The sequence below is a fragment of the Pseudomonas sp. URMO17WK12:I6 genome (assembly GCF_003253625.1).
Taxonomy (GTDB): Bacteria; Pseudomonadota; Gammaproteobacteria; order Pseudomonadales; family Pseudomonadaceae; genus Aquipseudomonas.
This window is the reverse complement of sequence record NZ_QKYZ01000001.1, coordinates 642809-656052: the sequence shown is the minus strand read 5'-3', so window position 1 is coordinate 656052 and position 13244 is coordinate 642809. Positions and strand designations below refer to the sequence as shown.

Here is a 13244-nt window from a genome sequence, read left to right as displayed (position 1 = left end):
AAGCAAGAATGGCTAAGGTATTCGCGATAGCGAACCAAAAGGGTGGTGTGGGCAAGACCACCACCTGCATCAACCTCGCAGCTTCCCTGGTCGCTACCAAGCGTCGGGTGCTGTTGATCGATCTTGATCCACAGGGCAACGCCACCATGGGTAGCGGTGTGGATAAACACGGTCTGGAAAACTCGGTCTACGATCTGTTGATCGGTGAATGTGATCTGGCCCAGGCCATGCACTATTCCGAACACGGTGGTTACCAGTTGTTGCCGGCAAACCGCGATCTGACCGCGGCCGAAGTCGTTCTGCTGGAAATGCAGATGAAGGAAAGCCGCCTGCGCAGCGCGTTGGCGCCGATCCGTGAAAACTACGATTACATTTTGATCGACTGCCCGCCATCGCTGTCGATGCTCACGCTCAATGCGCTGGTTGCCGCGGACGGGGTCATTATCCCCATGCAGTGCGAGTACTTCGCGCTCGAAGGGTTGAGCGACCTTGTGGATAACATCAAGCGCATTGCCGAACTGCTGAACCCGAACCTGAAAGTCGAAGGCCTGTTGCGGACCATGTACGACCCGCGCCTGAGCCTGATGAACGACGTCTCGGCGCAGCTCAAGGAACACTTTGGCGATCAGCTCTACGACACCGTGATTCCGCGCAACATCCGTCTGGCCGAAGCGCCAAGCTATGGCATGCCGGCGCTGGCGTACGATAAATCATCGCGCGGCGCGATTGCCTATCTGGCATTGGCCGGTGAGATGGTTCGCCGTCAACGCAAAAATTCACGCACCGCCGCTGCCCAGGCAACTTAAGGAATCCCCATGGCCGTCAAGAAACGAGGTCTCGGACGTGGACTGGATGCACTGCTGAGTGGTCCGACTGTCAGCTCGCTGGAAGAACAAGCGGTGCAAGCCGACCAGCGTGAGCTGCAGCACCTGCCCCTGGACCTGATCCAGCGTGGCAAGTACCAGCCGCGTCGCGACATGGATCCTCAGGCGCTGGAAGAGCTGGCGCAGTCGATCAAGGCTCAGGGCGTGATGCAGCCGATCGTGGTTCGCCCGATTGGCAGCGGTCGCTTCGAAATCATCGCCGGCGAACGCCGCTGGCGCGCCAGCCAGCAGGCTGGCCAGGAAACCATCCCGGCGATGGTCCGCGATGTGCCGGATGAAACCGCCATCGCCATGGCGTTGATCGAGAACATCCAGCGCGAAGACCTCAATCCGATCGAAGAAGCGGTGGCCTTGCAGCGTTTGCAGCAGGAATTCCAGCTAACTCAGCAACAAGTGGCCGAGGCTGTGGGTAAGTCCCGCGTTACCGTGGCCAACCTGTTGCGCCTGATTTCGTTGCCGGAAGTCATCAAGACCATGCTGTCTCACGGCGACCTGGAAATGGGTCATGCCCGTGCCTTGCTGGGTTTACCAGAAAACCAACAGGTTGAAGGGGCGCGACATGTTGTCGCACGGGGGCTGACTGTGCGCCAGACTGAAGCACTGGTTCGCCAGTGGTTGAGTGGCAAACCGGAGCCTGTGGAACCGGCAAAACCGGACCCGGATATCGCCCGGCTCGAGCAGCGCCTGGCCGAGCGCCTAGGCTCTGCGGTGCAGATCCGCCACGGAAAGAAGGGTAAGGGGCAGTTGGTGATCGGCTACAACTCTCTTGATGAACTTCAAGGTGTGCTCGCACACATCCGCTGAAACAATTCCTCTTGTAGCGTGAAGTCGGAAATCACTACCTGACAGTTGAATAGGGGCAGAACCGCCCCTATACTCTGCGCGCATTTTGTCGGCACAAATTATGCCAAGTTATTGAATTTCGGCAGCCGACCATTGGGGAGCAAAAGTGATGGAAAACCGCACGCCAGACCGCTTGCCTTTCCATCGATTGGCTGTTTTTCCGGTGTTAATGGCTCAATTCGTCGTTTTGCTGATTGCCGCTTTGGCGCTCTGGCGATGGTATGGAGTCGTTGCCGGGTACTCAGGACTTTGCGGAGGCCTGATAGCCTTGCTTCCCAATATTTATTTCGCTCACAGGGCATTTCGGTTTTCCGGCGCCCGAGCAGCTCAAGCCATCGTCCGGTCTTTTTATGCCGGCGAGGCGGGCAAACTGATTTTGACGGCAGTGCTGTTTGCATTGACGTTTGCAGGTGTGAAGCCATTGGCGCCGTTAGCAGTATTCGGCGTCTTCGTGCTGACCCAACTGGTCAGCTGGTTCGCTCCCCTGCTTATGAGAACAAGACTTTCGAGACCTTAGGGCGTTTGAGGCAACCATGGCAGAAACAACCGCTTCGGGCTATATCCAGCACCACTTGCAGAACCTGACCTTCGGTCAGCTACCCAACGGCGGCTGGGGCTTTGCCCACTCCGCAGCAGAAGCCAAGGAAATGGGCTTCTGGGCTTTCCACGTCGATACCCTCGGCTGGTCGGTCGCGTTGGGTCTGATCTTCGTTCTTCTTTTCCGCATGGCGGCAAAGAAGGCGACTACAGGTGTACCTGGTGCTTTGCAGAACTTCGTTGAAGTATTGGTCGAATTCGTCGATGGCAGCGTGAAAGACAGCTTCCATGGCCGTAGTCCAGTGGTTGCACCGCTGGCACTGACCATCTTCGTCTGGGTCTTCCTGATGAACGCCATCGACCTGGTACCGGTTGACTGGATTCCTCAGCTGGCCATCCTGATCTCCGGCGACCACCACATCCCGTTCCGCGCCGTGTCGACCACCGACCCGAACGCTACCTTGGCCATGGCCTTCACGGTGTTTGCGCTGATCATTTTCTACAGCATCAAGATCAAGGGCCTCGGCGGCTTCATCGGCGAGCTGACCCTGCACCCGTTCGGTAGCAAGAACATCTTTGTTCAGGCGCTGCTGATTCCGGTGAACTTCCTGCTGGAATTCGTGACCCTGATCGCCAAGCCGATCTCCCTGGCTCTGCGTCTGTTCGGCAACATGTATGCCGGTGAGCTGGTGTTCATTCTGATCGCTGTGATGTTCGGCAGCGGTCTGCTCTGGCTGAGCGGCCTGGGCGTAGTTCTGCAGTGGGCGTGGGCTGTGTTCCACATCCTGATCATCACCCTGCAGGCATTTATCTTCATGATGCTGACCATCGTCTACCTGTCGATGGCGCACGAAGAAAACCATTAAGACCAGTCTCGACTGGTCTGATGTCCCACCCGGTCAAACGGGTGGGTGCCCTAAACGGGCTATGAAACGATTTGTTTTACCGCTTTAAAATCTAAAAAACCTAAACCATACGACGTAAAAGTCGGGAGGAAAGATGGAAACTGTAGTTGGTCTAACCGCTATCGCTGTTGCACTGTTGATCGGCCTGGGCGCACTGGGTACCGCAATTGGTTTCGGCCTGCTGGGCGGCAAGTTCCTGGAAGGCGCAGCGCGTCAGCCAGAAATGGTTCCAATGCTGCAAGTTAAAATGTTCATCGTTGCCGGTCTGCTCGACGCCGTAACCATGATCGGTGTTGGTATCGCTCTGTTCTTCACCTTTGCGAACCCGTTCGTTGGTCAAATCGCTGGCTAATTACTCGGATCTTCCGGGTAATTTGGTGTGATGGACAACGTAACTGCGAGGTGTTGGCGTGAACATTAATGCGACCCTGATTGGCCAGTCCGTTGCGTTCCTGATTTTTGTACTGTTCTGCATGAAGTTCGTATGGCCTCCGGTCATCACGGCTCTGCACGAACGTCAAAAGAAGATCGCTGATGGTCTGGACGCTGCCAGCCGAGCAGCTCGCGACCTGGAGTTGGCCCAAGAGAAAGCGGGTCAGCAACTGCGCGAAGCGAAAGCTCAGGCAGCTGAAATCATCGAGCAAGCCAAGAAACGCGGTACCCAGATTGTCGACGAAGCCCGTGAACAGGCTCGCGTCGAAGCTGACCGTGTGAAGGCTCAGGCTCAGGCCGAGATCGAACAGGAACTGAACAGCGTCAAAGACGCGCTGCGCGCCCAAGTGGGTAGCCTGGCCGTTGGCGGTGCTTCGAAGATCCTGGGCAAAGCAATCGATCAAAACGCGCACGCAGAGCTGGTTAACCAACTGGCTGCTGAAATCTAAGCGAGGGCGATCATGGCAGAACTGACCACGTTGGCCCGACCTTACGCTAAGGCGGCCTTCGAGCACGCTCAGGCCCACCAGCAACTGGCCAATTGGTCAGCCATGCTCGGCCTGGCAGCAGCGGTGTCGGAAGACGACACCATGCAGCGCGTGCTCAAGGCCCCGCGACTGACGAGCGCAGAAAAGGCCGCCACGTTCATTGACGTGTGCGGCGACAAGTTTGATGCCAAGGCACAGAACTTCATTCACGTCGTTGCCGAAAACGACCGTCTCCCGCTTCTGCCGGAGATCGCCGCTCTGTTTGACCTGTACAAGGCCGAACAAGAGAAATCGGTAGACGTTGAAGTGACCAGTGCTTTTGCATTGAACCAAGAACAGCAAGACAAACTCGCCAAGGTTCTCAGTGCACGACTCAACCGGGAAGTGCGCCTGCAAGTCGAGGAAGACTCATCCCTTATTGGTGGTGTTGTCATCCGCGCCGGCGACCTGGTTATCGATGGCTCGATTCGCGGCAAAATCGCGAAACTTGCCGAAGCATTGAAATCTTGAGTTTGAAGGGGCAGCAGAGCAATGCAGCAACTCAATCCTTCCGAAATAAGTGAAATTATCAAGGGCCGCATCGACAAGCTCGATGTGACCTCCCAAGCCCGTAACGAAGGCACTGTCGTCAGCGTATCTGACGGTATCGTGCGGATTCACGGTCTGGCCGACGTTATGTACGGCGAGATGATCGAGTTTCCGGGCGGCGTCTTCGGTATGGCTCTCAACCTGGAGCAAGACTCTGTAGGTGCCGTTGTATTGGGCGCATACCAGACTCTGGCTGAAGGCATGAGCGCCAAGTGCACCGGCCGCATCCTCGAAGTTCCGGTTGGTAAGGAACTGCTGGGTCGCGTAGTCGACGCACTGGGTAACCCAGTTGACGGCAAAGGTCCGCTGAACAACACCGAGACCGACGCGGTCGAGAAAGTTGCTCCAGGCGTGATCTGGCGTAAGTCGGTAGACCAGCCTGTACAGACTGGCTACAAGGCTGTCGATGCCATGATCCCTGTCGGCCGTGGCCAGCGTGAGCTGATCATCGGTGACCGTCAGATCGGTAAAACCGCTCTGGCGATCGACGCGATCATCAACCAGAAAGACAGCGGCATTTTCTGCGTCTACGTAGCTATCGGTCAGAAGCAATCGACCATCGCCAACGTAGTTCGCAAGCTGGAAGAAAACGGTGCACTGGCTAACACCATCATCGTTGCAGCGAGCGCTTCGGAATCTGCAGCACTGCAATTCCTGGCTCCGTACTCCGGTTGCACCATGGGCGAATACTTCCGCGATCGCGGTGAAGACGCGCTGATCGTTTATGACGATCTGTCCAAGCAAGCAGTGGCTTACCGCCAGATTTCCCTGCTGCTGCGCCGTCCACCAGGCCGTGAAGCTTACCCAGGCGACGTGTTCTATCTCCACTCCCGTCTGCTGGAGCGCGCATCCCGCGTTTCGGAAGAATACGTAGAGAAGTTCACCAACGGCGCAGTGACCGGCAAAACCGGTTCCCTGACCGCACTGCCGATCATCGAAACCCAGGCTGGCGACGTTTCCGCGTTCGTTCCGACCAACGTGATTTCCATCACCGACGGTCAGATCTTCCTGGAATCGGCCATGTTCAACTCGGGCATCCGTCCTGCAGTGAACGCCGGTGTTTCGGTATCCCGTGTGGGTGGTGCCGCTCAGACCAAGATCATCAAGAAGCTGTCCGGTGGTATCCGTACCGCTCTGGCTCAGTACCGTGAACTGGCGGCATTCGCCCAGTTCGCTTCTGACCTGGACGAAGCGACCCGTAAGCAACTTGAGCATGGTCAGCGCGTTACCGAGCTGATGAAGCAGAAGCAATACGCGCCAATGTCGATCGCCGACATGTCGCTGTCGCTGTATGCCGCTGAGCGTGGGTTCCTGACCGACGTTGAAATCGCCAAGATCGGCAGCTTCGAGCAAGCGCTGATTGCTTACTTCAACCGCGATCACGCCGACTTGATGGCGAAGATCAACGTGAAGGGTGACTTCAATGACGAAATCGATGGCGGCCTGAAAGCCGGTATCGAGAAGTTCAAGGCCACCCAAACCTGGTAAGCCGCAGCGGGAGCCTAGCGGCTCCCGCTTGCTAACCTGATAGGTGTTACATGGCAGGCGCAAAAGAGATTCGCAGTAAGATTGCGAGCATCAAAAGCACGCAAAAGATTACCAGCGCCATGGAAAAAGTGGCGGTCAGCAAAATGCGCAAGGCACAAATGCGCATGGCTGCTAGCCGTCCTTATGCGGAGCGCATCCGCCAGGTTATTGGCCATCTGGCCAACGCTAACCCGGAATATCGCCACCCGTTCATGATCGACCGTGAAGTAAAGCGCGTTGGTTATGTCGTAGTGAGCAGTGACCGTGGTCTGTGTGGTGGCTTGAACACCAACCTGTTCAAGGCTTTGGTCAAGGACATGGCGGTAAACCGCGAAAACGGCGTCGAGATCGATCTGTGTGTCGTTGGTAGCAAGGGTGCGGCTTTCTTCCGCAACTTCGGCGGTAACGTCGTTGCAGCTATCAGCCACTTGGGTGAAGAGCCGTCGATCAATGATCTGATCGGCAGCGTCAAGGTGATGCTGGATGCCTACCTGGATGGCCGTATTGACCGCCTGTCCGTGGTGTCCAACAAGTTCATCAACACCATGACACAACAGCCTACCGTGGAGCAGTTGATTCCACTGGTGGCAACCCCGGATCAAGAACTCAAGCACCACTGGGATTATCTGTACGAACCGGACGCCAAAGAGCTGCTTGACGGCTTGATGGTCCGTTACGTGGAGTCGCAGGTCTACCAGGCGGTGGTCGAGAACAACGCGGCTGAACAAGCTGCGCGGATGATCGCGATGAAGAACGCTACCGACAACGCCGGTGATTTGATCAGCGATTTGCAGCTGGTCTACAACAAGGCGCGTCAGGCTGCGATCACCCAAGAGATCTCGGAAATCGTCGGCGGCGCTGCCGCGGTTTAACGGTTCAAATATTCAGAGGATCCAGCTATGAGTAGCGGACGTATCGTTCAAATCATCGGCGCCGTTATCGACGTGGAATTCCCACGCGACAGCGTACCGAGCATCTACGACGCCTTGAAAGTTCAAGGCGCCGAAACCACTCTGGAAGTTCAGCAGCAGCTGGGCGACGGCGTGGTTCGTACCATTGCGATGGGCTCCACCGAAGGCTTGAAGCGCGGTCTGGACGTCAACAACACTGGCGCAGCCATCTCCGTACCGGTCGGTAAAGCGACCCTGGGCCGGATCATGGACGTACTGGGCAACCCGATCGACGAAGCTGGTCCGATCGGCGAAGAAGAGCGTTGGGGCATTCACCGTCCTGCGCCAACCTTCGCTGAACAAGCGGGCGGCAACGAGCTGCTGGAAACAGGCATCAAGGTTATCGACCTGGTTTGCCCGTTCGCCAAGGGCGGTAAAGTCGGTCTGTTCGGTGGTGCCGGTGTAGGCAAGACCGTAAACATGATGGAACTGATCCGTAACATCGCCATCGAGCACAGCGGTTATTCCGTGTTCGCCGGTGTGGGTGAGCGTACTCGTGAGGGTAACGACTTCTACCACGAGATGAAGGACTCCAACGTTCTGGACAAAGTGGCACTAGTTTACGGTCAGATGAACGAGCCGCCGGGAAACCGTCTGCGCGTAGCACTGACCGGCCTGACCATGGCCGAGAAGTTCCGTGACGAAGGTAACGACGTTCTGCTGTTCGTCGACAACATCTATCGTTACACCCTGGCCGGTACTGAAGTATCCGCACTGCTGGGCCGTATGCCTTCGGCAGTAGGTTACCAGCCGACCCTGGCTGAAGAGATGGGCGTGCTGCAAGAGCGCATCACTTCGACCAAGCAAGGTTCGATTACTTCGATCCAGGCGGTATACGTACCAGCGGACGACTTGACCGACCCGTCGCCAGCGACCACCTTCGCCCACTTGGACGCCACTGTCGTTCTGTCCCGTGACATCGCTTCCCTGGGTATCTACCCTGCGGTAGACCCACTGGACTCGACTTCGCGTCAGCTGGACCCGAACGTGATCGGCAACGACCACTACGAAACCGCTCGCGGTGTTCAGTACGTGCTGCAGCGTTACAAAGAACTGAAGGACATCATTGCGATCCTGGGTATGGACGAGCTGTCGGAAGCCGACAAGCAGTTGGTAAACCGTGCTCGTAAGATCCAGCGTTTCTTGTCGCAGCCGTTCTTCGTGGCTGAAGTCTTCACCGGTGCTTCGGGTAAATACGTTTCCCTGAAAGACACCATTGCTGGCTTCAAAGGCATCCTCAACGGTGACTACGACCACCTGCCAGAACAAGCGTTCTACATGGTCGGCGGCATCGAAGAAGCGATCGAGAAAGCCAAGAAACTGTAATCCCGGCGCCCGGCAACGGGCGCTAATTTAGGTTGAGGCAATCAGATGGCTATGACAGTCCATTGCGATATCGTCAGCGCGGAAGGGGAAATCTTTTCCGGCCTGGTCGAGATGGTGGTTGCGCACGGTGCACTGGGTGATCTTGGTATCGCCCTGGGTCACGCGCCGCTGATCACCAATCTCAAGCCGGGCCCGATCCGCCTGATCAAGCAGGGCGGGGAAGAGGAGGTGTATTACATCTCCGGTGGTTTCCTCGAGGTTCAGCCGAACATGGTCAAGGTTCTCGCCGACACCGTGCAACGCGCTGCCGACCTGGACGAAGCCGCAGCTTTGGAAGCCGTTAAGGCTGCCGAGAAAGCCTTGCATGAGCGAGGCGCGGAATTCGATTACGGTTCTGCTGCCGCACGTCTGGCCGAGGCTGCAGCTCAGCTGCGCACCGTCCAGCAGATCCGCAAGAAGTTCGGCCACTAATCGGCCATCGACTTGTTGCGCGATTGATTAAAAAGGGTAGCCTCGGCTACCCTTTTTTCTTTTTCGATATTCATCACCTGGTCGCAGTTGCTGACCACCCAGGATTGGTAGCCAGTCATGTCCCTTGAAATCGTTATCCTCGCTGCCGGCCAAGGCACTCGCATGCGTTCGGCCTTGCCGAAAGTCCTGCATCCGATTGCCGGTAATTCAATGCTCGGCCATGTTATCCACAGCGCCCGGCAACTTGATCCACAGCGCATCCACGTGGTGATCGGCCATGGTGCCGAAGCGGTGCGCGAGCGTCTGGCCGCCGATGACCTGAATTTCGTCCTGCAGGACCAACAGCTGGGTACCGGTCATGCGGTGGCCCAGGCTGTGCCTTTCATCGAGTCCGATACCGTGCTGATTCTCTACGGTGACGTGCCGTTGATCGAAGTCGAAACCCTGCAACGTCTGCTCAAGCAGGCTGCACCGCAGCAATTGGGTCTGCTGACTGTCGAGTTGGATGACCCGACTGGCTACGGCCGTATTGTCCGTGATGCCGCCGGCAAAGTGACTGCCATCGTTGAGCAGAAAGATGCCAACGCGGTTGAGCGTGCGATCACCGAAGGCAATACCGGCATTTTGGCGGTGCCTTCCCAGCGTTTGGGCGATTGGCTGGGCCGCCTCTCCAACAACAATGCCCAGGGCGAGTACTACCTGACCGACGTGATTGCCATGGCGGTCAGTGATGGTCTGGTGGTGGCCACCGAACAACCCCATGACGCCATGGAAGTGCAGGGCGCCAACGATCGCAAACAACTGGCCGAGCTGGAGCGTCATTATCAGCTGCGCGCCGCTCGTCGTTTGATGGCTCAAGGCGTAACCCTGCGCGACCCGACACGTTTCGATGTGCGCGGTGAGGTTACCGTTGGTCGCGATATCCTGATCGACATCAACGTGATTCTCGAGGGCAAAGTGGTCATCGAGGACGACGTGGTGATCGGCCCGAACTGCGTGATCAAGGACAGCACCCTGCGCAAAGGCGTGGTGATCAAGGCCAACAGTCATATCGAAGGCGCGATTCTCGGCGAAGGCAGCGATGCCGGCCCGTTCGCTCGTTTGCGTCCTGGCACAGTGCTGGAGGCCCGCGCACATGTGGGTAACTTTGTTGAACTGAAGAACGCTCACATGGGCGAAGGTGCCAAGGCCGGTCACTTGACGTATCTGGGCGATGCCGAGATCGGTGCGCGCACCAACATTGGCGCCGGCACCATCACCTGCAACTACGACGGTGCCAACAAGTGGAAAACCGTGCTGGGTGAAGATGTGTTCATCGGCTCCAACAACTCGTTGGTAGCGCCTGTGGATATCTCCTCCGGTGCGACCACGGCGGCCGGTTCGACCATTACCCAGAATGTGGATAATGCTCAATTGGCCGTTGGCCGGGCTCGACAGAAGAACATCGACGGCTGGAAGCGGCCTGAGAAGATCAAGAAGAGTTAAGTTATCCACAGATCAAAAGATCGCAGCCTTCGGCAGCTCCTACAGGGAATTCGTGTTCACTCTGTAGGAGCTGCCGGAGGCTGCGATCTTTTTTTGAGTTATCCACACATCTTTTTTTCTGAAGCTGGCTTGACGAAGTTTCGCCGATAGGTTTTGATTGCTTACGTTATCTTTCGAATCGAAACTTACCAAGTCATGTCAAAGCGCAACACGCCCCAACGCCGCCACAATATCCTCGCCTTGCTCAATGAGCAGGGCGAAGTCAGTGTGGACGAGTTGGCCAAACGCTTCGAAACCTCGGAAGTTACGATTCGCAAGGATCTGGCCGCGCTTGAAAGCAACGGTCTGTTGCTGCGTCGTTATGGCGGCGCGGTCACCATGCCACAGGAGCTGGTCGCCGATATCGGCCAACCGGTTTCGAAATACAAGCAGGCCATTGCCCGCGCCGCCGTCACGCGGATTCGCGAGCATGCGCGCATTATCATCGACAGCGGCAGTACCACCGCCGCGATGATCCCGGAACTCGGCCAGCAACCGGGCCTGGTGGTGATGACCAACTCCCTGCATGTCGCCAACGCGTTGACCGAACTCGAGCACGAACCGGTGCTGTTGATGACCGGTGGTACCTGGGATCCGCATTCCGAATCCTTCCAGGGGCAGGTGGCAGAGCAGGTACTACGCTCATATGACTTCGATCAGTTATTTATTGGCGCCGATGGCATCGATCTGGTGCGCGGGACCACCACCTTCAATGAATTGCTGGGACTGAGCCGTGTCATGGCCGAGGTCGCCCGCGAAGTGATCGTGATGGTCGAAGCCGACAAGATCGGCCGCAAGATTCCCAATCTGGAGCTGCCTTGGAGCAGTGTCCATACCCTTATTACCGATGATCGCCTGCCGCTTGAGGCCCGCGATCAGATTCAGGCCCGCGGCATCAATGTGATTTGCGCCGCTGTCAGTCAGGAGAAATAGCATGTGTGGAATTGTTGGTGCAGTCGCAGAACGGAACATTACCGCCATCCTGCTCGAAGGCCTCAAGCGTCTGGAATACCGTGGTTATGACAGCGCCGGTGTGGCGGTGTACACCAACGATGAAAAGCTCTTGCGCCTGCGTCGGCCGGGCAAGGTCAGTGAACTGGAACAGGCGCTGATCGAAGAGCATCTGGTCGGCCGTCTGGGCATTGCCCACACCCGCTGGGCGACTCACGGTGCACCGTGCGAACGCAACGCTCACCCGCATTTTTCGGGCGATCTGGCGGTGGTGCACAACGGCATCATCGAGAACCACGAAGCCCTGCGCAAGCAGCTCAAGGCCCTGGGCCACGTGTTCACCTCGGACACGGACACTGAAGTCATCGCTCATCTGCTCAACGAAAAACTCAAAGAGCAGCCCGACCTGACCGCAGCCCTGAAAGCGACCGTCAAAGAACTGCACGGCGCCTACGGTCTGGCAGTGATCAGCGCTCGGCAACCGGATCGCTTGGTAGCAGCCCGCAGCGGCAGCCCATTGGTGATCGGTCTGGGCCTGGGGGAAAACTTTCTCGCCTCCGACCAATTGGCCCTGCGCCAGGTCACTGACCGCTTCATGTATCTGGAAGAAGGCGATATCGCCGAAATTCGCCGCGACAGCGTGCAGATCTGGGACATCAACGGCGTGCTCGTCGAGCGTGAAAGCATTCAGTACCGTGACGGTGCCGAAGCCGCTGACAAAGGCGAGTTCCGGCATTACATGCTCAAGGAAATTCACGAGCAACCGGCCGTGGTGCAACGCACGCTTGAAGGTCGCCTGAGTCAGAATCAGGTGCTGGTCCAGGCGTTTGGTTCACAAGCGGCCGAGTTGTTCGCCAAGGTGCGTAATGTACAGATCGTCGCCTGCGGCACCAGCTATCACGCCGGCATGGTTGCCCGTTACTGGCTCGAAGAACTGGCCGGCATCCCGTGCCAGGTCGAAGTCGCCAGCGAATTCCGCTATCGCAAAGTAGTGGTGCAGCCCGATACCCTGTTCGTGAGCATCTCCCAGTCAGGCGAAACCGCCGATACGTTGGCCGCGCTGCGCAATGCCAAGGAACTGGGCTTCCTTTCCAGCCTGGCAATCTGCAACGTCGGCATCAGCTCCCTGGTGCGTGAATCGGACCTGACGCTGCTGACCCAGGCAGGTCGCGAAATCGGCGTGGCCTCGACCAAAGCCTTCACCACTCAATTGGTGGGCCTGCTGTTGCTGACTCTGGCCCTGGGTCAGGTTCGCGGCACATTGGCCGCAGGCGTCGAAGCCACTCTGGTGGAAGAACTGCGTCGTCTGCCGACCCGTCTGGGCGAAGCCCTGGCCATGGACAGCACTGTGGAAAAAATCGCCGAGCTGTTCGCCGAGAAGAACCACACCCTGTTCCTCGGTCGCGGTGCGCAATTCCCGGTGGCGATGGAAGGGGCGCTCAAGCTCAAGGAAATCTCCTACATCCACGCCGAAGCCTACCCGGCGGGCGAGCTGAAACATGGCCCGCTGGCGCTTGTGGATAACGACATGCCAGTGGTCACCGTGGCACCAAACAACGAGTTGCTGGAGAAGTTGAAGTCCAACCTCCAGGAAGTCCGCGCCCGCGGCGGTGAACTGATCGTCTTCGCCGACGAGCAGGCCGGCATGACCAACGGTGAAGGCACTCATGTTGTGCACATGCCGCATATCCACGACATCCTGTCGCCGATCCTCTACACCATTCCGTTGCAGTTGTTGTCGTACTACGTGGCAGTGTTGAAAGGCACTGACGTTGACCAGCCACGAAATCTGGCGAAGTCGGTGACGGTGGAATAAGT

14 protein-coding genes are annotated in these 13244 nt (G+C 57.5%); all 14 read left to right on the top strand.

Annotated features, from left to right (window positions below):
- Positions 1-8: 8 nt before the first annotated feature.
- The 14 genes from F475_RS03085 (at position 9) to glmS (ending at position 13242) form a co-directional block, all read left to right on the top strand.
- Positions 9-806, top strand: coding sequence for a ParA family protein (locus F475_RS03085; RefSeq protein WP_007934331.1), 798 nt, complete (start codon positions 9-11; stop codon positions 804-806).
- Between the two features lie 9 nt (positions 807-815).
- Positions 816-1688 carry a ParB/RepB/Spo0J family partition protein gene (locus F475_RS03080; protein WP_007934333.1) on the top strand — a complete coding sequence of 291 codons (873 nt, stop codon included), beginning with the start codon at positions 816-818 and terminating at the stop codon, positions 1686-1688.
- A 148-nt stretch (positions 1689-1836) separates the two neighbouring features.
- Positions 1837-2244: a F0F1 ATP synthase subunit I gene (locus F475_RS03075; RefSeq protein ID WP_064621181.1), complete on the top strand. Its 408-nt coding sequence runs from the start codon at positions 1837-1839 to the stop codon at positions 2242-2244.
- 16 nt (positions 2245-2260) lie between these two features.
- Positions 2261-3130 (top strand): F0F1 ATP synthase subunit A, encoded by an 870-nt coding sequence (gene atpB / locus F475_RS03070; RefSeq protein WP_007934337.1) that lies wholly within the window; start codon positions 2261-2263, stop codon positions 3128-3130.
- Positions 3131-3263: 133 nt separating this feature from the next.
- Complete coding sequence (gene atpE, locus F475_RS03065; protein WP_003097235.1) at positions 3264-3521, top strand: F0F1 ATP synthase subunit C; 258 nt, start codon at positions 3264-3266, stop codon at positions 3519-3521.
- Positions 3522-3579: 58 nt separating this feature from the next.
- The gene (locus F475_RS03060) at positions 3580-4050 is read left to right on the top strand and encodes a F0F1 ATP synthase subunit B (RefSeq protein WP_007969903.1); all 471 of its coding nucleotides are present in this window, start codon (positions 3580-3582) and stop codon (positions 4048-4050) included.
- 12 nt (positions 4051-4062) lie between these two features.
- The gene (locus tag F475_RS03055; protein ID WP_086945241.1) at positions 4063-4599 is read left to right on the top strand and encodes a F0F1 ATP synthase subunit delta; all 537 of its coding nucleotides are present in this window, start codon (positions 4063-4065) and stop codon (positions 4597-4599) included.
- A 21-nt stretch (positions 4600-4620) separates the two neighbouring features.
- Complete coding sequence (atpA, locus tag F475_RS03050) at positions 4621-6165, top strand: F0F1 ATP synthase subunit alpha (protein ID WP_007969905.1); 1545 nt, start codon at positions 4621-4623, stop codon at positions 6163-6165.
- 50 nt (positions 6166-6215) lie between these two features.
- Positions 6216-7076, top strand: a complete 861-nt coding sequence (atpG, locus tag F475_RS03045) for a F0F1 ATP synthase subunit gamma (RefSeq protein ID WP_007934344.1) — start codon at positions 6216-6218, stop codon at positions 7074-7076.
- Positions 7077-7103: 27 nt separating this feature from the next.
- A complete protein-coding gene (gene atpD / locus F475_RS03040; protein ID WP_007969907.1) occupies positions 7104-8480 on the top strand; it encodes a F0F1 ATP synthase subunit beta in 1377 nt (458 codons plus the stop codon).
- Positions 8481-8525: 45 nt separating this feature from the next.
- Positions 8526-8951: a F0F1 ATP synthase subunit epsilon gene (locus tag F475_RS03035; RefSeq protein ID WP_007934346.1), complete on the top strand. Its 426-nt coding sequence runs from the start codon at positions 8526-8528 to the stop codon at positions 8949-8951.
- A 117-nt stretch (positions 8952-9068) separates the two neighbouring features.
- A complete protein-coding gene (gene glmU, locus F475_RS03030; protein WP_019580347.1) occupies positions 9069-10436 on the top strand; it encodes a bifunctional UDP-N-acetylglucosamine diphosphorylase/glucosamine-1-phosphate N-acetyltransferase GlmU in 1368 nt (455 codons plus the stop codon).
- Between the two features lie 195 nt (positions 10437-10631).
- Entirely contained in the window at positions 10632-11408 is a 777-nt protein-coding gene (locus F475_RS03025) for a DeoR/GlpR family DNA-binding transcription regulator (RefSeq protein WP_007934349.1), read from the top strand.
- 1 nt (position 11409) lies between these two features.
- Entirely contained in the window at positions 11410-13242 is a 1833-nt protein-coding gene (gene glmS / locus F475_RS03020; protein WP_111453112.1) for a glutamine--fructose-6-phosphate transaminase (isomerizing), read from the top strand.
- Positions 13243-13244: the final 2 nt, after the last annotated feature.